This is a genomic window from [Mycoplasma] gypis, from assembly GCF_016924775.1.
In the GTDB taxonomy this organism is placed as follows: domain Bacteria; phylum Bacillota_I; class Bacilli_A; order Mycoplasmatales; family Metamycoplasmataceae; genus Metamycoplasma; species Metamycoplasma gypis.
This window is the reverse complement of the sequence record NZ_JAFFTD010000003.1, coordinates 1-23,072: the sequence shown is the minus strand read 5'-3', so window position 1 is coordinate 23,072 and position 23,072 is coordinate 1. Positions and strand designations below refer to the sequence as shown.

The 23,072-nt window shown below is 28.4% G+C and carries 18 protein-coding genes and 1 pseudogene; 11 read left to right on the top strand and 8 right to left on the bottom strand.

All coding sequences use genetic code 4. The features are described from left to right. Positions 1 to 11: 11 nt before the first annotated feature. The 5 genes from JV175_RS02585 to JV175_RS02565 are packed head-to-tail and all read right to left on the bottom strand — an operon-like array spanning position 12 to position 5,279. The gene (locus JV175_RS02585) at positions 12 to 923 is read right to left on the bottom strand and encodes an aromatic motif membrane protein (protein WP_205499225.1); all 912 of its coding nucleotides are present in this window, start codon (positions 921 to 923) and stop codon (positions 12 to 14) included. After that, positions 904 to 1,626 carry an ABC transporter ATP-binding protein gene (locus JV175_RS02580; protein WP_373422486.1) on the bottom strand — a complete coding sequence of 241 codons (723 nt, stop codon included), beginning with the start codon at positions 1,624 to 1,626 and terminating at the stop codon, positions 904 to 906. Before JV175_RS02580 ends, JV175_RS02585 begins: the two co-directional genes overlap by 20 nt. Then, entirely contained in the window at positions 1,623 to 3,398 is a 1,776-nt protein-coding gene (locus tag JV175_RS02575) for an ABC transporter permease subunit (protein ID WP_205499215.1), read from the bottom strand. The genes JV175_RS02580 and JV175_RS02575 overlap by 4 nt, the downstream gene beginning before the upstream one ends. Beyond that, positions 3,391 to 4,401, bottom strand: a complete 1,011-nt coding sequence (locus JV175_RS02570; RefSeq protein WP_205499213.1) for an aromatic motif membrane protein — start codon at positions 4,399 to 4,401, stop codon at positions 3,391 to 3,393. The genes JV175_RS02575 and JV175_RS02570 overlap by 8 nt, the downstream gene beginning before the upstream one ends. After that, positions 4,392 to 5,279, bottom strand: coding sequence for a hypothetical protein (locus tag JV175_RS02565; protein ID WP_205499206.1), 888 nt, complete (start codon positions 5,277 to 5,279; stop codon positions 4,392 to 4,394). The genes JV175_RS02570 and JV175_RS02565 overlap by 10 nt, the downstream gene beginning before the upstream one ends. 304 nt (positions 5,280 to 5,583) lie before the next feature. On the opposite strand from JV175_RS02565, the gene rplK reads away from it, so the two are divergent. Both rplK and rplA read left to right on the top strand, forming a co-directional pair. Then, positions 5,584 to 6,024, top strand: a complete 441-nt coding sequence (rplK, locus tag JV175_RS04120) for a 50S ribosomal protein L11 (protein ID WP_205499203.1) — start codon at positions 5,584 to 5,586, stop codon at positions 6,022 to 6,024. Continuing rightward, positions 6,024 to 6,713, top strand: coding sequence for a 50S ribosomal protein L1 (gene rplA, locus JV175_RS02555; protein ID WP_205499201.1), 690 nt, complete (start codon positions 6,024 to 6,026; stop codon positions 6,711 to 6,713). Before rplK ends, rplA begins: the two co-directional genes overlap by 1 nt. A gap of 102 nt (positions 6,714 to 6,815) precedes the next feature. Here the strand turns inward: rplA and JV175_RS02550 are convergent, their stop codons facing one another. Next, a complete protein-coding gene (locus JV175_RS02550; protein WP_205499199.1) occupies positions 6,816 to 7,907 on the bottom strand; it encodes a hypothetical protein in 1,092 nt (363 codons plus the stop codon). A gap of 7 nt (positions 7,908 to 7,914) precedes the next feature. Then, complete coding sequence (locus JV175_RS02545; RefSeq protein WP_205499198.1) at positions 7,915 to 9,780, bottom strand: MAG3240 family lipoprotein; 1,866 nt, start codon at positions 9,778 to 9,780, stop codon at positions 7,915 to 7,917. A 119-nt stretch (positions 9,781 to 9,899) separates the two neighbouring features. Here JV175_RS02545 and JV175_RS02540 point away from each other — a divergent pair, with 119 nt between their 5' ends. Both JV175_RS02540 and JV175_RS02535 read left to right on the top strand, forming a co-directional pair. Then, the gene (locus tag JV175_RS02540) at positions 9,900 to 10,901 is read left to right on the top strand and encodes a ZIP family metal transporter (RefSeq protein WP_205499190.1); all 1,002 of its coding nucleotides are present in this window, start codon (positions 9,900 to 9,902) and stop codon (positions 10,899 to 10,901) included. An 8-nt stretch (positions 10,902 to 10,909) separates the two neighbouring features. Further along, on the top strand, positions 10,910 to 11,701 hold the full coding sequence (locus tag JV175_RS02535) for a variable surface lipoprotein (RefSeq protein ID WP_205499183.1): 792 nt from the start codon (positions 10,910 to 10,912) through the stop codon (positions 11,699 to 11,701). Between the two features lie 532 nt (positions 11,702 to 12,233). Here JV175_RS02535 and uvrB read toward each other — a convergent pair. After that, a complete protein-coding gene (gene uvrB, locus JV175_RS02530) occupies positions 12,234 to 14,231 on the bottom strand; it encodes an excinuclease ABC subunit UvrB (RefSeq protein WP_205499177.1) in 1,998 nt (665 codons plus the stop codon). 301 nt (positions 14,232 to 14,532) lie between these two features. Here uvrB and ftsY point away from each other — a divergent pair, with 301 nt between their 5' ends. From ftsY to JV175_RS02495, 7 genes and pseudogenes are all read left to right on the top strand, one after another. Continuing rightward, positions 14,533 to 15,579 (top strand): signal recognition particle-docking protein FtsY, encoded by a 1,047-nt coding sequence (ftsY, locus tag JV175_RS02525; RefSeq protein ID WP_205499175.1) that lies wholly within the window; start codon positions 14,533 to 14,535, stop codon positions 15,577 to 15,579. Then, positions 15,572 to 15,820 (top strand): hypothetical protein, encoded by a 249-nt coding sequence (locus JV175_RS02520; RefSeq protein ID WP_205499172.1) that lies wholly within the window; start codon positions 15,572 to 15,574, stop codon positions 15,818 to 15,820. Before ftsY ends, JV175_RS02520 begins: the two co-directional genes overlap by 8 nt. A 46-nt stretch (positions 15,821 to 15,866) precedes the next feature. Beyond that, on the top strand, positions 15,867 to 16,583 hold the full coding sequence (gene pyrH, locus JV175_RS02515) for a UMP kinase (RefSeq protein WP_205499171.1): 717 nt from the start codon (positions 15,867 to 15,869) through the stop codon (positions 16,581 to 16,583). Positions 16,584 to 16,594: 11 nt separating this feature from the next. Beyond that, positions 16,595 to 17,146: a ribosome-recycling factor gene (locus JV175_RS02510; protein WP_205499168.1), complete on the top strand. Its 552-nt coding sequence runs from the start codon at positions 16,595 to 16,597 to the stop codon at positions 17,144 to 17,146. An 8-nt stretch (positions 17,147 to 17,154) separates the two neighbouring features. Next, positions 17,155 to 18,099, top strand: a complete 945-nt coding sequence (locus JV175_RS04400) for a phosphatidate cytidylyltransferase (RefSeq protein ID WP_205499166.1) — start codon at positions 17,155 to 17,157, stop codon at positions 18,097 to 18,099. Continuing rightward, positions 18,089 to 22,411: a PolC-type DNA polymerase III gene (locus JV175_RS02500; RefSeq protein WP_205499153.1), complete on the top strand. Its 4,323-nt coding sequence runs from the start codon at positions 18,089 to 18,091 to the stop codon at positions 22,409 to 22,411. The genes JV175_RS04400 and JV175_RS02500 overlap by 11 nt, the downstream gene beginning before the upstream one ends. Before the next feature lie 68 nt (positions 22,412 to 22,479). After that, positions 22,480 to 23,072, top strand: a pseudogene (locus JV175_RS02495) (hypothetical protein); the annotation flags it as partial.

Genomic DNA, 23,072 nt, shown 5'->3' with positions numbered 1-23,072 from the left:
ACACACGTTGCTTAATTATTTCACCCTCCAAACGGGAATGGAAAATTGTTCTTTTTGTTTGTTTCTACTTCTGAAAGTCTGTAGTTAATTAAATAACCATCTTTATTTTGAAGTCTTTGTCATCTTTGTGAAAGCTTATCAATAATTAATCCTATTGTAGACTCATGGAAAGTGAATTGGTGTCAAAGATTTTGATATTCTTTTAAATTTGGTTTTATATCTTTACTAAATCTTTGAATGTAGTAAGGAATAAGAACAAAAGGAGTTTGATTTTGAACATTTACTTCCATTTTAATAAAGAAGTAATCATTGATGTGAACATAGTAAGAACCGCTTCCATCACTATCAACATCATCAACGATTTCAATACCCTTAATTTTTTTGTTAGCAGGTTTATAGGTATTTTTTATAAAACTGTAAGGATCATGTTTAAAAATCTTTAGATTATTTAGATAATCTTCTTCAAAACTTCCGTTTTTATTGATTATAGATTTATTAAAATCTTCAACTAAATTAGAATATTTTCAAGTAAATTTTGAAATATTATTTAAATATCAATATCATTTTTGACTGAGTTGAGCACTGATTTCATGATTATATCTCTGTAATGAAATTTCTTCTTCAGAACTACGATTTTCTAATTGTAATAAAGCATTAGCTTTTTTTATTTTTGAGTTTAAATCATCAAGTCAACTATCATCAACACTTTGTGTTAGCTTAAATGTGTTAATTTCTTCTTCGCTTTTATTCTTAAAAATTATTTTCAAGAAAGCATCTGTATCTATTAAAGTATTAACTTCTTTTTGCTTTTGCACAACTTTAATTGGTTGCTCAGAAATTTGTTTTATTCCACAGGACGCAGATAAAAAAGCAAGCGATATTAAAGAAGAAGCAGACACAAAACTAATTATTTTTTTGTTCATAATATTCTTTGATTTTTTGGAAGTAGAAATTTTCTAAATTATCTTTTGAATTAAAGTCGCCTGAGTAGATAATTGTTCCTTTTTCAATTATTGTTACATAATTAACAAATTTATTAACTTCATTCAATTCATGTGTTGATATAAAAACACTTTTTCCATTTTGGACAAAAGAATTTAGAATTGAAAATAATTCTTGTCTTGCTTGTGGGTCCAAGTTTGCAGCAGGTTCGTCCATGATTAATAAGTCTGGATTGCTGATTAAGCATTGAGCGAGTAAGGCTTTTCTTTTTTCACCACTAGAAAAGTTTAGGGGCTTTTTATTTTTATATTTATCAATTTTTAATGTTTGAAGGATTTCGTTTGTTTTTGTTTCAATATCTTTTTTATTCAAACCTGATAATAAACCTAAAGAATAGATATATTTATATAAATTAAGTTCTTTAGGGAAGTTGGGATTTTCTGGCATATAAGAAATATATTTTTTCGCAATAGCTTCCTGATTTGAGTGCCCTCTTATTAAAATTTCACCATTAAAGTTTGCGTAAGCTCCAACAATAGATTTTATTGTTGTTGTTTTTCCAGAACCATTTGACCCAATGAATGCATGGAATTTACCATCTTCAATATTGAAGTTTAGACTTTTAATTGCACTACTTTTTTTATCATATGATTTAGATAAATTTTTAATTTCAACAATCATTATTTAAAATCCTTTCTTTTTTGAAGTTCATAAACAGTAATTCCTAAAACAACAACTAAAACAATTCAAAATGGATAAACAGCATAACCACTGACAGCATTTTGTTTTCTTACAACTTGAAATACATCTGTGTTGTAACTAAATAGGTTTGCATTACTGTCGACTGTTAATTTAATTCTTGCCACTTGTTTATTTTCTTTGTTGTCGTCAGCATTTTCTTTTGTAAGAGTTTCAACTATCGGTAAGTAACTGCTGTAACCACCGATTTTATAGATTCTAGTTTCACTAGGTGAAATATAAACTTTAACATTATATTGTTTTGCTTTTGGCTGATTATCTGTGTAATTGTAATCTTTTGTTATTGTTTGTTGCAACTTAGTACCAAAATAATTAAAGAATAAATTGTAATATGAAGATACGTAAACATAAATTTGTTTTTCATAATCTTCAATTGCATTAGTTTGTGTATCAAAAACACTTTTTAAAGTCGAAATAAATGAAGTTCTATTTTCAAAAATCTTATTATTAAATTCTTCAACACTCATGTCAGAGTTAATAGATTCTTTAAAAACATTATTGAATTCTTGTTTAAATTCACTACTTAAAAGAATTTCTTGAATTAGATTTCAATCTAGTTTTCCGGCAAAATTTTTAGTTGAAGAAAACCCAAACGAGTCTTGTGGTAATAAGTAATTACTATCAGCTTTTTCTCAAGCATAAATAATATTATTGGTATTTCATTTTTCGTCACCAAAATTAATATTATTAGCAATTAAAGGTGCATTAGGAATAAAGAAACCTGAGTTATTTTTGAAGCTTTCTAAAGACTTAGAATCAAGTAATTTATATGTGTATTTTAGATCGTTAGTATTTTTATAATTGATAATATTTTCAAGGAAATGTGATTTGTTGTTGCTTCCATTTATAAATAAATCACTACCATAAGGACTAAACATAATTGACATTTGATATGGAATATTTAGTCAAGCCAAAATTTGTGAAGGAGCCGCATTATTTTTTATTTCATCGAATAATTTATTTATTTCTTTTGAAAAATCTTTTTCATCTTCTTGTGCTTTTCTGTTTACAACATAGAAACTATCATTATCCTTGTCTGTTGCAAATGAAAAGGCATTTAAATTATTGTAGTTATTATTCAATTGTTTTGCAAATGATTTTACAGTTGGTTCTGCAAAATATGAACTGAAACCACCTAATAAAAATAAAGGAAGAAATAGGGTTGTTGTTATTGTTGATGCAAGTCTTTTGTTAGATTTAGTTGAAATTATTGCTGTAATAAACCCAAAAAATAAGTATCCAAATAAACTAACAAAGAAAGATGAAACAACGATTCAAGTGTAGTAAAAAGATTCAATTTTATATAAATAACTTAACCCAATAGCGAAAGCAATTAAAGTTGTTAGTGAGTAAATCAAACCAATAAGAACAAACATAATCATTTTTGTCTGAACCATTGATTTACGACTTACTGGTTTGGAAGTAACAATTAGTTCTAAACCATCTAACTCTAAGGCTTTAAAAATATTTATTGAAACAAGGTTTGAATAAAGTACACATAAAAATAATGAAACAACTATTGAAGGAATAATTATTAGTTTTATAGTGTGTAAATCTTTTGAAGCTAACCCTATTAAACCTAGAACAACAGTTAGAACAAAACTAAAAACAGGCAGTCAAATTGTTGATTTTTTTGTTTTAAGATAATATGTTAAAAAATTTCAGAAGTTGGTTTTTGTGTTAATTTTTTTATTCATGTTTTTCTCCTATGTATTTAGCAGGAAGATATGGTACTAAATCACCATACTCTTCTTCAATAATTGTTCATCTAATGTCATCTTTTTTTGGAATATATAAAGGATATGAATAACTCAATACTTTTGATTTAATATCATTTGTATATCTCAGTAGATATCTTGCAATATCAGCAATGTTAAAATCGCTAATTTCTTTAGTAATAATTTTCTTTAAAATGTAAATTCTTCCATTAATTAGAAGATTTATAGATTTAATTAATTGTTTTGAATCTGGGTCTTCTTCACGACTTATTTGAAGACTCACGATTGACTTATCGCTCATTTTTAGATAAAAGGTTTCGAAGTAAACTTTTCAGTCATTGCCCTTTTTGGGACTGACACTTTCAAAATCTAGTCATTCAGGATCAAGAATTGATCCACCAACAATAAAAGCGGCAAAATCATCAATTTTATTTGTTGTATTTTGAATTTGTCAAGGTAAAAAAGAAGCATATCTTCGATTAAACTCTCCTCCTTCTTGGGTTATAACTTCGCTTGAACCCACACTAATTAAATTATTAATTGAGTACAGGAAAAAAAGTCAATTTTTTGTTAAGTATTCATTTCACATTTTTTCAAATTCATTGAAATAATTGATTTTATTTTTTGCTCCTCAAACGCTTTTTGTTTGCAATTTAGCAACTGAATAATATTGAAAAATTTTTGCCAGATTTTGAGTATGCTTTTTAATTGCTTCTTCTGATAATTGTGCTTTTATATACTCTTCTTTTTCTTGATTTAATTGTTCGATTGTTTTTGTTTCATATGAGTCTTTTTTATAGTATTCATTAAGAATTGTTTGAATAGCGCTTTGTTTTAAAAATGCTTCAGGACTAAGGATTTGATTTACTTGGGGTAGTTGCTCATTGCTTTGTTCTTTAGTTATACAAGACACAGCAGCTAAGGGACTTAAAACAACTAACCCAAGTATTAAAGATTTAGTTAATAATTTGTTTAATTTCATAAATCTCCTACAACATAACTGATCAATTTTTTAGAATTAATATTATCAGTAGCTTCATCATAAAGGACTGAATATGCCATATCCAACGGAACATCTTCAAATTCGTTTTTGTCATTAGCAAAAGCAAAGAAACGAGGTTCAGCATATACAGTTTGTTTTCATTCAAAACTTTCACCTTGGTAATATTTAGAATATGTTATGGTTAATCTTTGGAATGTATTATCACTGAATTTTAAAAGGATATTTGATGATTTTGGAGCATCATCATAAAAATAGTTATCAAAGTCTAGTTTTTTATATTCAACAACATGATTGGAAGTTGTTTTATATGTGTAATCAGCGTTTGGAAAAACCTTTGAAAAAACAGCATTATCATAATTTGGTGCATTATATAATGAACCAACTCATTTATACATATTTCTAGTTTTTAAAAATAAGTATCAATCCTTGGTAATAAAATTAATAAAAGAATTTTTTGATAGCTCGATATCAGATTTTTGTAAAACATTAATATATAAATCATTAGGATCAGGATTTTCATAAAAGAAAGTTAGTCCATTAAAATATAAGAAATTATCTTTTAAGCTAAAGAAAATATATTTTTCATTTTCTTTGCGTTGTTGATCCAGAACAAAAGAATCAATTTTTAACATTGATCCAGAACTTTTTCCATAAATATCTTTTAATAGATTAGAAATAACATCGTTTCTGAATGGTTTTTCAGAACTTGAAATTTTTTCATTTTCAGTCTTATTGTTTTTTAAAACAGAAACATCATTATTTTGGTGTTTTAGAACAAAATAACTGCTAGCCCCAACCACAGCAACAAGACTTACTAAAGAAAAACTAAGAAGAATTTTTAATTTTTTATTTTTCATTTTTACTCCAATACTAATATAACATCAACAATTATAACGACTTTTCTTTTTTTATCAATAAAAATTAACCAACAAGTTAATAAAAAATGTTAAAAAATAAAAATTAATAACAAAAAAAAGGAAACAACATATCAATTTTTTTTGTAAAAATAGCAAAAAATGAATGAGAAATGACTGTATATAAATATAGATTAGAAAAAAAGCAATTTTTTGATATAATTTCAGTTGCAATTTTTAAATTGTCTCTAGCAAGTGGGAGATTTCTGCAGAATCATTTGCACCACAAATTTCGAAAGGAAACTAAATGGCTAAAGAATTAGTTAGAATAGCTAAATTGGAATTCAACGCTGGTCAAGCTAAACCAGGTCCTGCATTAGCTGGTCTAGGAATTGTTATGCCTGAATTTACAAAACAATTCAATGACGCAACAAGAGACCGTGGAAGCGAACCAGTTCCAGTTAAAATCTGAGTTTACAAAGATAAATCATTTGATTTCAAAACATATACATCACCAGCTTCATATAAATTAAAACAAGCGGCAAAAATCCAATCAGGATCATCAAATTCTAAAACTACTAAAGTTGCAACAATTTCAGTTGACCAACTTAAAGCTATCGCTGAATACAAATTACCAGACTTAAACACAGACTGTCTTAAAGCAGCAATGAGAACAATCGCTGGAACAGCTAAAAACATGGGAATCGTTGTTGAAGGTTACGACGAAACAGAAGGATGTGCAAACTAATGAAAAAAGTTTCAAAAAATCTAGCAAAAGCAAGAGAATTAGTTGACAAAAACACTGTTTACTCATTAGAAGAAGCTATTGAATTAGCTAAAAAATCTTCATATGCAAAATTCGATGCATCAATCGATTTAGCAATTAAATTAAACATCGATACACGTAAAGCTGACCAACAAATTCGTGGAGCGGTTGTTCTTCCACACGGTACAGGTAAAGTTGTTAGAGTTTTAGTAGCAACAGATGATTTAGCTTCACAACAACAAGCAAGAGAAGCAGGAGCAGATTTTGTTTATTCAGGAGCTGAATTAAATGAAGTTTTAAATCAAGATAAATATGATTTCGACGTTATCGTTGCAGATCCAAAAATGATGGTTGTTTTAGGAAAATACGGGAAAAAACTTGGACCTAAAGGTCTAATGCCAAACCCAAAAACTGGTACAGTAACAATGACACCAGGTAAAGCTGTTGAAGAAATTAAAAAAGGTAAAGCAAACTACCGTGCTGAAAAAGCAGGTATTGTTCACTCATTAATTGGTAAAAAATCAATGCCAACTCAACAATTAGTAGAAAATGCTCAAACTTTAATTTCAACAATTAAAAAACTAAAACCAGCAGCAGTTAAAGGAACATACATGCTAAACTTAACAGTTTCAGCAACAATGGGACCAGCTGTTAAAATCAAAATTGATTAATCTTTAATATTAATTAAATTCCAAAACAGAAGTTTTGGAATTTTTTTAATTACTTTTTAATAAAAAAAGAATCACTGGTATGTGATTCAGGAAAATAGCATTTTAATTATTTTTAATATATGCAAGAAAGTCTTGATATTCTTCATCATTAACAAAAAGATTATGAATGTTACTGTTTGGAGATTGTTTATCAGAAAGAAAATCGTAGTTTTGCGAAATAAAAAGATTGTTTTTGTCAACACTTTTTATATTCGAATAAACATCATAAAGACGTGTTAACGTTGTAAATGTATTTTGTTGATTACTTTCAAAAGTAGACTTAAACTCGTTAAAATTTAGTACCTGTTTAAACAGAATATCAAGTGTGTGTACTTTATCAAGCGACGCAAATTCTTGATTTGATGTTTTAATCTTTTTAAAAATTTCATCGATTTGTTTTAAATAATCAATAGTTTGATTTTGTTTATTATGTTCAAAAAAAGATTTAGTTTCAATATTAGTTTCTAAAAATAAATTAATTAATGCGTGAGAGTGAACATGATTTGTTCCACTAGCAACATTCAGAAGTTCTTCATTTTCAGTTGTGTGTAGTTTTGACATGTTTAAAATTGTGTTTTTAATAAATTGATCAATATTTGCAAAAGCAATTTTAGCATCATTATTTGTAACGTTTTGTTTATTTACTCATTGTTTTAAAATATTCAATGACTGGTAGAAATCATTATTCATTTTATTTAATGTAATAATTCCGGAGTCAGACACTGATTTTGTATCATCATAAAGTGATTTTAACACATTTAAATCTGAAGCACTTTCGCCATTTAATAAAGAATACTGAAAATTAGGTGCTAATAACTTTCTAGTTAAATTAAAAACTTGGTTTTTTTGTTGTTCTTCAATATTTCAATTACTATCATTGATTAAATCGTTAGCTAAATCAAGATACATTTTTAATTTATTATAGTAACTATTTAAAGAAGTATTGTTTCTTTTAAAATCAATTAAATTTGATGATTCAAGACTCGATACAAGAGCTTGAAAATTTTGTTGTGCCTTATTTAACATTTCAATTTCAGGATTTGTTTTATTTTTGTCTTTTTCATCTGTTGGCTGTCCACAAGAAGCAGCAAAGAAAGGCGCAACTAACGAGATTGCTCCTAAAGAGAAAAGAAGTCTTTTGTTTGTTTTTGTCATATTATTCCTATCTAACAAAAGTAAAAGAAACGTCAGTTGTTTCGTCGAAACCTTTAAAGCCGTTTCAATATATTTTTGTGTTTTGATTTTCTTGATTAAGAAGTTCATTATTATCTTTATCTAAAAAATGAAGTTTTAGTTCAACAACACCCGCTTTATAAGGGGTAGGTAAAACCTCAACTTGAATTTTGTAAAGACCTGTATTTATGTTATCTTTAGATATATTCAAAGCATATTCTAATGAGTAAAAATTAATTAATGTTTCTAAATATTTAACTGCTAAAGACTGATTATGTACTCAAGAAGCTTCAAAATCGGCTTTTATCTTTCCATTTCACAGTCTTGTGTATTTATTTAAAGGAAATTGATTATATTTTGATTTATCTGAGGCTTCGAGAATAGCTTTAAATAAATTTGAGTTAAAAAAATCATTAATATTGGGTGATTGAAAGTTAACTTTTTTAAGTTTTCCAAATTCAAGATTAAAAAAGTTTTTTGGAGGATTAAACATTGGAGTATGTTTATCATATTCATTTATGATTTGTTGGTTTAATAAATCAGTAATCATTCCTTTTAATTTGTGTCCATGATCATCAAAGTCGGAGCTTAATCACCATCAATATTCTTTTGTTCCATCACGTTTTAAAATTTCAATTTTAGCCCTTAATACTTGCTGTGTGCCAAAGTAGTTGGTTATTTCTGATTCAATAAAGTTATAAGCTAAATCAGTATTTTTTTTATACTCAGGAACATCAATTTGAATTAAATCGCGACCCCATTTATTTAAAAAGTAGTTTAATCCTCTTCCGGAAATAAAACGAGGATCATCTAAATTGTTGATGAATGAATTTATGTCACTAACTAGGAAAAGATTATCATAACGGAATTTTAACACTGGATTTACTAGGTATTCATTAAAAATATTTTCTTCTTTTAATTTTTCGCCTACACCATATTTTTTATTGTATTTATAATTTCTAAATCCCATTAAGTAAAATGTTTTATTTTGATTTTCTTCTCTAACAAGTTGGTTACCTTCTTGATCATAAAGTTTTAATTTAAAACCAATTAAATCACCATCATAATTTTCAATAATATCGTCATTAAATTCAATATCTAAACCTACTGCGTCAGTATTGAATGAATTAATGTATGTTAATAATAACATTTCAATAAATTCTTTTTGCAATGGGTCTCTTAGTCATGAACGTGCTCTTATTCAAGAAAAATCAAAGAAAATACCTTGTAAAAAATCACTACTATAAATATCATTGAAAAAACCAGTATGAATATCGTAGCTTATTTTAAATAAGATTGACTGAATATCAGCAAAAGTCTCTAACCCGACAAGATCATAATTCTTTTTATAAAAATTAGGAAGCGTTGTATCTAATCAAGAAAAATAATCAGCAGTATTTTTAATGTCTTCTAATTTATACTCATTAAAAAAAGTATTTATGTCTGTTTTTTGGGCATCAACTTTTTTGTTGATATATGTAACATCTTGGGTGCCAATGAAAATTCCGTTTTTTGTTAACGCTTCTTGCTTTGAAAGTTGTTCGTTAAAAAGATTTTTAGTAGATAAAAGAATTTTTTGATTGTTTAAAAACATTTCATTATTTTTAAGAGTTATATGAACATTATTGTTTTGATCATTTATTAAAAAAGGTCTAAATTTATTAAGTAAATAAATCTGTTTATTGTTAAATCTTTTAATGAAATCGCTTGACATCATTTTGTTATTGATTAAAACATCATCTTTTTTTTGTAAACCTTGATAAACTGAAAATGATGCTACCCCTAAAAGAGAAGCAAAAGTAACAAAGCCGAGACTCAAAAGTAATTTTCAATTTATTTTAGATTTTTTTCTCATATTTTTGTATATACCTTATAATATTAGATTGACAAAAAAATTATAATATAAGATCTAAAAAAAATGTTTTTTTATAATTTAAAATTTACAAAAAAAATAGAAAGGAACACCAATTTTTTATGTTTATTTCCAATATTAATGGTTCAACAAACACATCAGTTTTAATTTTGGTTAACCTTTTAATCTTCATTTTGATCTTACTTGTAGCACCAATGCTGTTTTCTTTATTTTCTGGGTTAATAAAACCGAAAATAAATAAAGGTAAGTTAATTTATCTTTATGCCTTCAGTACTGGAATGTTCATAATCATTGGTGCTGTTGGATTTATGAAAGAATCCTTTGTTTCTTTAGAACAATTTATGCATACTGCAAAAGGTCTTAAGTTGACTGGCGGAAGTGTCATCAAGGAACAAAGTTATCTAGCTTTAATTATAGGGATTTCTTCTTTAATTGGTTTTATTTTTGTAATAGGTTGAAGATTTATCTCTGTTAAGCTATCAAGGGAAGAAATTCATGGTAATCATGAAGAGCATGGACACTCAGATCACATTATCTCAATTATCGAAATTGACAATCCTAAACAAGCGTGAGCAGCGATTTTAATGCTTTTAAGTCATAGAATAATTGATGGTTTAGTTTTGGGATATGGAGTTTATCAATTTGTAGATGCTAATTCAACAAAACCCAATATTGCTTTGATTGTTACCTTTAATTTGCATATTCTTGTTGAGTCGCTAATTATTTATTATAGACAAATTCAATACGGGCAAACAAGATGAAAAGCGATTATGTATAATTTTATAACAATGCTTCTAATTGTACCAATTATGTTTTTAGGGGCATATACAGGGTCATTTTTAGATAAAACTCAATGATTAGTCCCAGCTATGCAAGTATTAGCGGGTTCAATTATTATTTTTACAGCCGTGTTTGAGTTAGTGCCAGAGTTTATTCACGCAAGAAACGCAAAACCAAAAGTTCTTTACTGCACATTTATTACTTTCTCATTAGGAATTGTCCTAACACTTGCAATGTTATCTTTCCACAGCCATAATATTCCTGCGCAAGTTGTCGGGTTACCAATTGCAGAAAATTTATTAAATCTCAACTTTAAATATTAAGGATTAATATGAAATTAAAAAAATTATTATTAACAACTTTACCACTATCTATTGCTATTGTTCCACTTGTTGCCGCTAGTTGTGACAACACAAATAATAATGGAAGCAATACAAAAATAAAAGACTTGACACCACAACAACAATCTGCTGTTTTTTCTAATTTTCAAATTGTTGTAAAGCCAGAAAATAAATTAACATTCAATGAATTTAAAGTATTGTTTACACAAAAATATAACTCATATAATAATGATATATACAAAGTTGCGCAAGATCCAGAAATTCAAAAATCAGTAAGATTGCAATTGATGGACAAATCTAAATTACAAAATGGACATAGATTAGAAATTCAACCTGAATTTGTTAACCAAACAGAACAATTTAAATTACAAATATCAATTTTCCACATTCAAGGTAATTATAGAGAAGGCCAAGCTGTTGTAAATCAATCTGGTAATTTTGAATTAGTTTCAAGTCACGAAATTGAAGAAGAAAGTCAAAAATTTAACTATTACGTAAACGATACAATTTTTGAAAAAGAAAACAGTACTGTAACTTTTGAACAAGCAATTAATAAAATGTTAGAAATTAAAAACAATAACTGATCACTAAGTGATCAAGTCATTATTTTTAAACCGTCATTATCAATTGATTTCGGAGTTAATTCAAAATTTGCCATCAAGTTTTCATACGATGTGGATACAGAAAACAAGAATATTAATTTAACAGCAACTTTAATTTTGAAAAAGAACCCTAATCAAAACTTAAATGTTTCAAGTTCAAAAAACCTTCATTTTGAATAATAAAAAACAGAGTTTATTGAAAACTCATTTCAATCTCTTTGTGCAACACTTAATGTTGCACTTTTTTTAAACAAAAAGAGTCACAAGATTTATTTTATTTTAATAATAGTTTTAATAACTATAATGCTTTCTAAAACTTTGATTTTTTATTAAAGTTGTTTTGATTGCGTCTAATTTAAATAAATATAACTATTCATTTAATATTCTTAAAGTAAAAACTAAAATAAAAAAGTCAAGAACGAATTCTTGACTTAAGGCAAATTAAATTTTTATCTAATGATAAAAATTTAAATGTGGTGGGTAACCGACTTTTCTTTTATATAAAATCATTCTGTTCCGTTGTCGTCTTCAACGCTTCGAGCTTGTTTAATTTCTTAAACTTTATATAAAAGTGAACACTTCTTATACGAACTCCACCACCCTATCGTACAAGGTTATCCATTTGATTTTAACTAAAATCATATATATTATATCGTTTGCCAATAATAGTTGTCAAACAAAATATTAATTATTTTTAGATTTGTGTTTAAAATTAATTCTTTTCTAAGTCACCACCAAGTTCTAAAATCATGTCTCTTATTTTTGCTGCTTTTTCAAAATCAAGATTCTGTGAAGCTTCTTGCATTTGTGATCGCAACTTGTCAAAGATTTTTTCTCTTTCGGTAACATTTTTCTTTGTTTTGGTTTTTGCAATATTTTCAGTAATTTCTTCTAAAAGCTCTTCATTTTCAATAGGGTCATTTATTGGTTTAATAATAGTTTTAGGAACGATGTTGTGCTTTTGGTTGTATTCCATTTGAATAGCTCTTTTAATTTTATTATCATCAATTGTCTCTTGCATTGCCTTTGATATTGTATCGGCGTAAAAAATAACTCTTCCGTGATCATTTCTAGCGGCACGACCAACAATTTGAATAAGACTTGTTGTGTTACGCATAAACCCAGCTTTGTCAGCATCAAGGACACAAATAAGACTTACTTCTGGTAAATCTATTCCTTCTCTTAATAAATTAATTCCGATAACAACATCATAAATACCCTTACGCAATTTTCTTAAGATTGTGTTTCTTTCAAACGTATTGAACTCTGAATGAATATAGGATACTTTGATATTTTTAGAGGTTAAAAATTTGGATAATTCTTCAGCATTACGTTTTGTTGTGGTTAAAATTAATGTCCTATCACCATTTTTCTTTTGAATAGCGAGTTGGTCAAAAATATCATCCATTTGATATTGAGTTGGCTTTATTTCGATGATTGGGTCCAGAAGTCCAGTTGGACGAATGTATTGGGTAATAACTTCACCATCGGTTTTATTTATTTCATATTCACCAGGTGTTGCTGAAATAAACACCTTTTGAAAGTCATATTCTTCAAATTCATGAAATTTTAATGGTCTATTATCTAAAGCTGACGGTAATCTGAAACCATATTCTACCAAAGTTTCTTTTCTTGAACGATCACCATTATACATTCCATTCAATTGCGGAACCATTATGTGGCTTTCATCAATAAAGATGACAGCATCTTTGGGTAAATAGTCCAATAATGTATAAGGTCTTTCACCTGCTTCACGACCATCAATATATCTTGAATAGTTTTCAATTCCATTAACGTATCCAAATTCAGAAAGTGAGTCAATATCATTATTAACTCTTTCTTTTAATCTTTGATATTCTAAAAGTTTTTTTTCTTTTTCAAAAACACTAAGACGTTGTTCTAATTCAATCTTAATTTGTTCCACAACACGCTTAGTTGTATCTGGACTGGTTGTATAAGCGCTAGCAGGGAAAATTGTAAATGTTTTAAATGTTTTAATAACGTTTCTCGAAATTGGGTGAATCGTAGAAATTTGTTCAATTTCGTCATCAAAGAAATCAATACGAATATTATGTTCTTCCGTTCAAGATGGTGCTATTTCGATGACATCACCTCTTAAACTAAAGTCTCCACGGTTGAGTGTTAGTGGGTTACGATTGAATCCCATGTGTACCAATTTAATCATAAAATCACGTCTATTTATGGTCATTCCTACTTCAAGTGGGAAAAAGGATTGTTGATATTCTTCAGGGTTAAAAGCACCATAAATTGAAGCGACAGAACCCACAACAATTGTATCCCTTCTTAACAATAGTGCATTTACTGAACGATGGCGCATTGCTTCAATTTCTTTATTATTTTTAGAAGTTTTATCAATAAAAATATCTCTTGAAGGAAGATATGCTTCAGGACGATAATAGTCAAAGTATGAAACAAAATATTCGACTCTATTTTCAGGGAAGAAAGATTTAAGTTCACTATAAAGCTGACTAGCAAGTGTTTTATTGTGACTTAAAACCAAGCAAGGACGATTGATTTTTTGAATAACATTTGCAATTGTAAATGTTTTTCCACTACCAGTTACCCCTAAAAGCACTTGATTTTCAACTCCATTATTTAAGTTGTTTACAATTTGTTCAATAGCTTGTGGTTGGTCTCCTGTGGGCGCATAATTTGCGACTAATTTAAATTCTTTTTGTTCTTGTTTCATAATACTCCATAACATTAATTTTAATATAAATAAATTTATATTAAAAAATATATATAATTAAATTAGTGTAATTAAGTAATTTTTTCATTGGAATCAAGGATAAAAATATACTGCTTATATTAAAAAAGTAATTTATTAAAGTTTTCAACCAGTGTTTTGATAAAAAAGAAGTCTTTTTTGTTAAAAATTCTTTTTTATGAGCAATAAATTGTTAACATATGAAGAAGTATATAAGAATTTAAAGTTACTTCCACTCACAAAACAAAAAAATAAATAAAAATCAAAATTTAAGGGGAAAATAATGGGCTTTTTTAAATCATTAAAGGATAGAATATTTAATTCAAAAGACAACAAAGTTGAACAAATTGAAAAAAACATTGAAAAAGAGAAATTAAAAGAAATTCAAAAAAACAAAAAGACTGAAACATATATTGCGGGACTTTCAAAATCTAATAACTCATTCAGCGAAATGATACGTTCTTTGGAAAATCAACATAATAAGATTGATGAAGATTTTTTTGAAGAGTTAGAAGAAATTCTAATAATGTCTGATATCAGTGTTAAATTAGTTAATATCATTATTGAAGAAATCAAAAGAGAAGTAAAAAACGAAAATATTGAAGATCCTAAATTAATTAAAGAAATAATTGCTGATAAATTATTCACAATTTATACTTCTAATTCAATCGTTAACACAACATTAAATATTGAAAAAGGACGTTTAAATGTAATTTTAATGGTAGGAGTTAATGGTACTGGTAAAACAACATCAGTTGTGAAAATTGCAAATAAATTAAAAAATGAAGGTTATAAGGTTCTTGTGGCAGCAGGAGACACCTTTAGAGCTGCAGCAGTAGAGCAATTAGAAGTGTGAGCTTCGAGAACAAATATTGATTTGGTAAAGCCAAATAATAATGAAACTGATCCAGCCGCAGTTACTTTTAGAGCTTGTGAAAAAGCAATCAATGAAAATTATGATGTTTTATTAGTAGACACAGCAGGAAGACTACAAAACAAAGTTAACTTAATGAACGAATTATCAAAAATGAATCGTGTAATTTCTTCAAAAATTGAAAACGCGCCCCACGAAACACTGCTTGTTATTGACGCAACCACAGGACAAAACGGGATTAGCCAAGCTAAAATATTTGGAGAATCAACCCCACTTACAGGAATTGTTTTAACAAAAATGGATGGAACATCTAAAGGTGGAATTATTTTAACCATTCGTGACGAGATAGGAACAAACGTTAAATTTATAGGACTAGGTGAAAAAGTTGACGACCTACAAGAATTTGATTTAGATAATTTTATATATGCACTAACTAAAGGATTAAGTGATGAATAAAAAAAGTGATGAAGAATTATTACAAGAAAGAGAACTGATAATAAATTTATTTGAAAAATATCAAGATTTATTACCGCGTTCTCAAAAACAAGCACTTTATTTACATCTTTTTGAAGACTTATCTTTTTCAGAAATTGGATCAGAATTAGCAATGACAAGAAGCGGAGCTTTTGATGCCGTAAAGAAAGGTAAACTAAAATTACAAAACATTGCGAAAAAAATTAACGATGAAAATATATAATATTAGAATAGATTAATTATTAATAATTAATAAGGAGACCCAATAAATGGAATACAAACGAGTTTTAATTAAATTATCAGGAGAAGGATTAGCTAATAAACAAAAATCACTTGCTATCGATTACGAGTTAGTGAAAAAATTTGCAACCCAACTAAAACAAATTACTTCACAAGGAGTAGAGGTTGCAATTGTTGTTGGTGGTGGAAACTTCTGAAGAGGAACCAGTGCCGAAAAAAACGGAATTAACCGTGTTAGAGCTGATTACATCGGAATGCTTGCAACAACAATGAATGCTTTAGCCTTACAATCGGGGTTTGAAAACAATGGACTACAATGTCGTGTTTTATCTTCTTTAACAATGGATCCAAAAGTGTGTGAAGTGTATGTTAACGAAAGAGCGAAAAAATATCTGCAAGACGGTGAAGTTGTTATTTTTGCTGGAGGAACAGGACGTCCCTTCTTTACAACCGATACAGCTTCAACACTTTTTGCTTCAGAAATTGAAGCTGATGCAATCTTAATGGGTAAAAATAATGTTGAAGGAATTTATGATTCAGATCCTAAAGTTAATCCAAACGCAAAACGTTTTGAAGAAATTACTTATGATAAAATTCTTGAATTAGATTTAAGAGTTATGGATCAAACAGCAGTATCAATGGCTAAAGATAATAACATAGAATTATTAATCTTTAATATTAATGAAGAAGACTCTTTAATTAGAGCACTTAATTCAGAAATCAAAAGTACGAGAGTACATAAATAAAAAGGAGTTTTATGGAATTAGATTTATATTTAATGCAATTAGAAGAAGAAAGTCAAAAAGCAATTAACAATTTTGATGTCCAAATGTCAAAAGTAGCTGTTGGTAGAGCAAACCCAGGATTAGTTAACAAAATCAAAGTAAACTATTACGACTCAATGATGAATCTAGACGAAATTGCTGCAGTTAGTGTTGCTTCAGCATTACAACTTTTGGTAAAACCTTATGATGTTGGTTCAATAAAAGATATTGAAAAAGCAATTAAAGATTACCACTTACCAGTTTCAATTTCAAACGAAGGAAATCAAATAAGACTGTCATACCCTGCAATGACAACAGAAAAACGTAAAGAAATGGTTAAACAATTAAATGGTTTAACTGAACAAGCAAGAGTAGGAATTCGTCAAGCTCGTCAAGATGTTAATAAAGCTATTAAAGCTGATTCTGAACTAAGTGAAGACTTACAAAAACACTATTTAGATGCAGTGCAAAAACAAGTTGACAAAAATATTGAAATTATTAACAAAATGTCAGAAGAAAAAGAAAAAGATTTAATGACAATTTAGTTGTTTGTATGAAAAATTTATTAAAACGTTCAATTAGTGCCACCATTTTATTTGTGGTATTAATACCATTCATTTTCATAACTTACTATGGCTTATTTCCAGGAAGGATAATAGGCTTTTGTTTTTATTTTCTTTTCACACTCTGAGCAAGCTTTGAAATTATTAAACATTTAAACTGAAATCCGTTTTCCAAAGTGTTTGCACTGTTTGGAATTGGATTAAGTTTCTTAATGCCCATTGATCAGCAACTTCGTTATATGTTTGTAACAACAAGTGATTTACCACATACAATTTCACTTGCAGGCGATTCGTTAGCGAATGCAATTAAACTTTATGCTTTTAGTCCAACAATTAATTCGTTGTCAATGATTAATTGAGTGGCTAGTGTAATTTGTTTAATTGTAGCAGCAATTTTAAGTTATAAACATCTAGTTTGAAAAGAACTCCTAATCGCAATTACAGTAACAATAATAATTCCCTTATTTACAAAAATCTTATTTATTATTAACATTTATAATATCTATATTTTATTAGCAATAGAATTAATAGCTATCTCAGTTGATACAAGCGCAATGCTTGGTGGAATGGCACTTGGGCAAAAATTTATTAAACGTAAATTTGCACCAAGAATAAGCCCTAAAAAAACCTGAGAAGGTGCAATTATATCAGTGCTTTTTGGAATGATTGTAGTTTTTTTAGCGACATCTCTAAGCAATTGAACAAACAACTCATACACAACAATTTTTAGTTCTAATTTAGCGATAGTAACTGCAGTTATTTTTCTACCAATTGTAACCATTTTAGGTGACTTACTTTATTCATTATTTAAAAGAGTTTTAAAAATAAAAGACTTCAGTAATCTTATTCCAGGACACGGAGGTATTATGGATCGTTTCGACAGTGTTTCAGTTTTAACAATAGTTTTTAGTTTAATTTATGTCTATGCTAACTAAAGAACAAATTTCATTATTTGAAAAACGATTCTGAGCCTTTTGCCAAGAGTGTGGATTTGAACCAACATATAATTTTGTTTCGTTCAGTATCAAAAAAGTAACATACAACGAAATTAGTCAAGAACTTGAACTTGATATTGTGTGTGATCATCATATTGATATTAATGAGTTTAAACAATTTATTGCGGCTACTAAAAAATTTCCATACAAAGTAACAATTAGTCTTTCTGTACGCTATACAATCTATGATGAAAATCTTGTCATGGATTATCTTGATTTTTTCTTAAATAAAGAAGATCCAGAACTAGCTAGTTTTTTAAGAACTATTCCTCGTAAAAATATTCAAATTGTTGACACAGCTTATTTAACAATTACTTCTGAATCAAAACAATTTTTAGAACAGATTCGTAAACACGAACAAAAAATAAATTATTACATTGATGCTTGTGGTTTTGAACACTTGCTTTTAAAAATGGTTTGAAATAAACCTACAACACGAAAAAATGCTCAGCTTGTTGCGCAGGCTATTCAAGACTTTAAAGACCAGCCGGCACCCAAGCCGAGTGCACCAAAAACTTTTGAAACAAAAACTTATCGCCGTTCATCAGCTAAAGATTATAAAAAAATCACTTTAAAAGAAGCAGAAGGTGAATTTGAACCCAATGTTGAGGTAAGTGGTCAAATTGTCAATATTGAAGAAAGACAACTAAAAGCAGACTTTAAAATTCTTACTTTTATCATCAGTGATTTTACTGAGGCTATTACTGTAAAAGCTTTTAACTATGATAATAAATTTAAAGAAAATCAATTTGTTACTGTTAAAGGAACATTAGAACAGGATAACTATCTAAAAAGAAAAATTTTAAGAGCAAACGTTATTGAAGAATGTCCACCACTTTGACATAATAAAATCGATGATTCAGAGTATAAAAGGGTAGAATTAGCACTGAGAACAAACATGTCTACTCAAGATGGAGTTGTGTCAGCAACAGACTATATTGAAACCGCAAGAAGATATGGTCATAAAGCTTTAGCCATTTGTGATACTGACGGTGTTCAAGGATTCCCTGAATTTTATAATAATACTAAAAAACTCGATGATTTAAAACCAATCTTTGGAGCAACTCTTTCAGCAATAACTAAAGATAATGAATCAGTTATTGGCCCAGGTGATTATGAATTAGATAAACAACGTTATATTGTCTTTGACTTAGAAACAAGCGGACTAAGTCCAGTATTTGACGAAATTATTGAATTTGGGGCTGTTGTTATTGAAAATAGTGTTGTTACCGAAAGAATTCAATTTTTCATTAAACAAGATAAACCAGTTAGTGCTTGAACTACAGATTTTACTGGTATTACTAATGAAATGTTAAATGAAAAAGGTATTTCAAGAGAAGAAGCTGCACAAAAAATTCATAGTCTTCTTTCAAGTGGTGTGGCAGTAGCTCACAATGCTAATTTCGATATTAGTCACTCAAAACAATTCTTTAAGAAAATGAATATGCCTGATATTACAATTAAGGCTATTGACACCATGAATGTTGCAAGACTTTTATTCCCTTACTATTCAAAATTTAGATTGGGATCAGTGGCTAAAAAATTAGATGTTCTTTATGATGAAGCTAAGGCTCACCGTGCTGACCAAGATGCTAATGTTTTGGGTGATGTTTGAATAAGAATGATCGCAATGCTTAAAAAAGAATTAAAAATATTTACTTCACAACAGTTACGTGATTATATAGATCCCTTATTCTATAAGAAAAAATTCTCATATGAAGTAAGATTGCTAGCTAAAAATCAAGCCGGACTAAAGAAATTATTTAAAATCATCTCAAAAGCAAGTACTGAAGATTATCATAATGGATTAAGAGTTTTTCTTGAAGATCTAAAGAAAAATGACGATATTTTAATTGGAACCTCAACACACCTTTCTTATTTTTGAAATACTGTCTTTACTGGTTGTTTTGAAGATATTGAAAAGCAGATTCAAACTTATGACTATATTGAATTTGCGCCTATTTCCACATATAACTACAAAATTAAACGTGGTGAATTAACACAAAAAGATATTGAAGAAGCTTATCTTTTTGTAATTGAACTAGCTAAAAAATACAATATTCCTTGTGTTGCTGTTTCTGATGCAAGATATATCGACGAGATTGAAAAAATTGTTCAAAACGTTTATATTTTTGCAGATGGAATTGGAGCCAAAAAACACTGACTATACAACTTTAGAGATAAAACAAATTCTTCTGATCATTACCCGGTTTTAAATTACAAAACAACAAAAGAAATGCTAAAAGAATTTGAATTCTTAGGTGATGAAAAACTAATTAAAGAAATTGTTATTGATAACACTCATTTAATTGCTGATCAGATTGAAAAAGTTGAAGTAATTAAAAAAGAACTATTTAAACCAATTTTTGATGATAGTACTAACAAGCTTCGTGACTTAGTTTATAAAACTGCTTACGAAAGATATGGAGATAAACTTCCAGAAGTCATTGAAAAACGGATTGTAAGAGAGCTTAAACCTATTTCTGAAAATGGTTATAGTGTTATTTATTGAATCAGTCATAAACTAGTTAAAAAATCTAACGATGATGGATATGTTGTTGGTAGCCGGGGAAGTGTTGGATCTTCACTTGTTGCTAACCTTTCAGGTATTTCTGAGGTTAACCCTCTTAACCCACACTACTTATGTCCAAAATGTAAAATGTTTGAAATGTTTGAACCCACAGCGGAAGTTTCAAGCGGTTGAGACTTGCCTGATAAAATTTGTCCAAAATGTAACGTCGAAATGATTAAGGATGGACATGCAATTCCATTCGAAACATTTTTGGGATTTAACGCTGATAAAGTTCCTGATATTGATTTAAACTTCTCTGGTGAAAACCAATCACAAATTCATAACTATATTCGTGAACTCTTTGGAGAAACACACACATTCAGAGCCGGAACTATTTCAACTGTCGCTAACAAAACAGCCTTTGGATTTGCTAAAAAATATAATGAAATTGTAAACCCAGAATCATTCCCCTTCTCAACAACATATATTGATTTCTTGGCTTCTAAGTCAACAGGAGTCAAAAGAACAACAGGTCAACACCCTGGGGGAATTATTATTGTTCCTAAAGAATTTGATGTTGAAGACTTTACTCCGATTAATTACCCAGCAAATGATACTCAAAGTGATTGAAAAACAACCCACTTTGATTTCCACTCGATTCATGACAACTTGCTAAAACTTGATATTCTAGGACACGATGATCCAACTGCGATTAGAATGTTAGAGAGACTAACAAAAGTAAAGGTTAAGGATATTCCTAAATCTGATTCTAAAGTTATTGAATTATTCTCATCAACAGCTTCGATGGGAATCAGTCCTGAAGATATTTATAACGAAACTACAGGCGCTAAAGGTCTTCCGGAATTTGGTACACAGTTTGTTCGTCGAATGTTACAATCAGCCAAAGCTAAAAAATTTTCTGATTTAATTTCACTTTCAGGACTTAGTCACGGTACAGACGTTTGAACTGGTAACGCGGAAGAATTAATTAAAAAATATGGTTTTAGCTTGTCTCAATTAGTATGTTGTCGTGACGATATTATGATTGCTTTAATGTCATATGGCGTTGAACCTAAGAAAAGTTTTGACATCATGGAAAAAGTTAGAAAAGGTAAGGGTCTTACTGAAGATGAAGAAAAACTTCTTCAAGAAAATAAAGTTCCTGACTGATATATTCAATCTTTAAAGAAAATTAAGTATATGTTCCCGAAAGCCCACGCTACTGCTTATGTCATTATGGCTTGAAGAATTGCTTGATTTAAACTTTATTATCCGCTAGAATATTATGCAACCTATTTTACAACTCGTACAGACACGAATGAAATTCAAACCCTTTCAGCAGGTAAAGAAGTAATTGATAACAGAATTGTTCAATTACACAAAATGATTAAACAAAAGCAAGCAACAACTAAAGAAGAAAACTCTCTAGATGGTTTAGAAATTGCCCAAGAGCTGTATGCTCGTGGATTTAAGATAACTAATGTTTCTTTAGAAAAATCTCTTGCTAAAGAATGAAAAGTTGATTATAAACAAAAAGCCTTAATACCTCCTTTCATAGTTGTTGATTCCCTAGGTTTAACAGTGGCTGAATCTATTGTTGAAGCTAGAGAACAAGACGAATTTTTATCTGTTGAAGATTTATTGGATCGAACAACAATTAATAGTCGTATTCTAGAAAACTTAAACCAATTAGGTGTTTTAGACGATCTTGATGAAAATAACAATATCAGTCTCTTTTAATAATTTTCAAAAATCCCGTGCGGGATTTTTTTAATATTCCTTATAATTAATAATTGTGGTAAGCAATTATGAATAAGGAAAAAACAATTTTAACAATTGATAATACAATAAGCAAAAATCAAGACACCTTTGCTAATTTTAAACTTATAAATGATTCCTTTCTAAACCAAGATACCACATCTAATATATATATATATATTAGATGCCAAATAATAAGCAATCTTCGTGATCATGAAAACTACAGATTTTTAGTATCTAGAAACACAAAAAACAGTTACTTAGAAAGTACTGAATTAGTACTCCTAAATACTGATAAAGATACTCAAGACTATAATTCTTTTTTAAATGGTTCACACAATAATATAAAAAATAATAATGCTCCTAAAATAAGATTTAGAGAGTATAAAGAAAATTGAAAAAATGATAATTTTTCCAACATTTTTGATTTTATTTCGGATAAAGGGCATCCGGAATTACAAATTTTATCCACCTTTAAAAGAGATGGGATGATTCCAAGAAATTTAGATATTCACACTAGTGAAATAACAATTAAAAACTATAAAAAAATTGAAAAAGGTGATTTCGTTAATCACTTATCTTCATATCAATACGGTTTTTCATATTCAGATTTTGTAGGTATAACATCGCCTGCTTATGATAT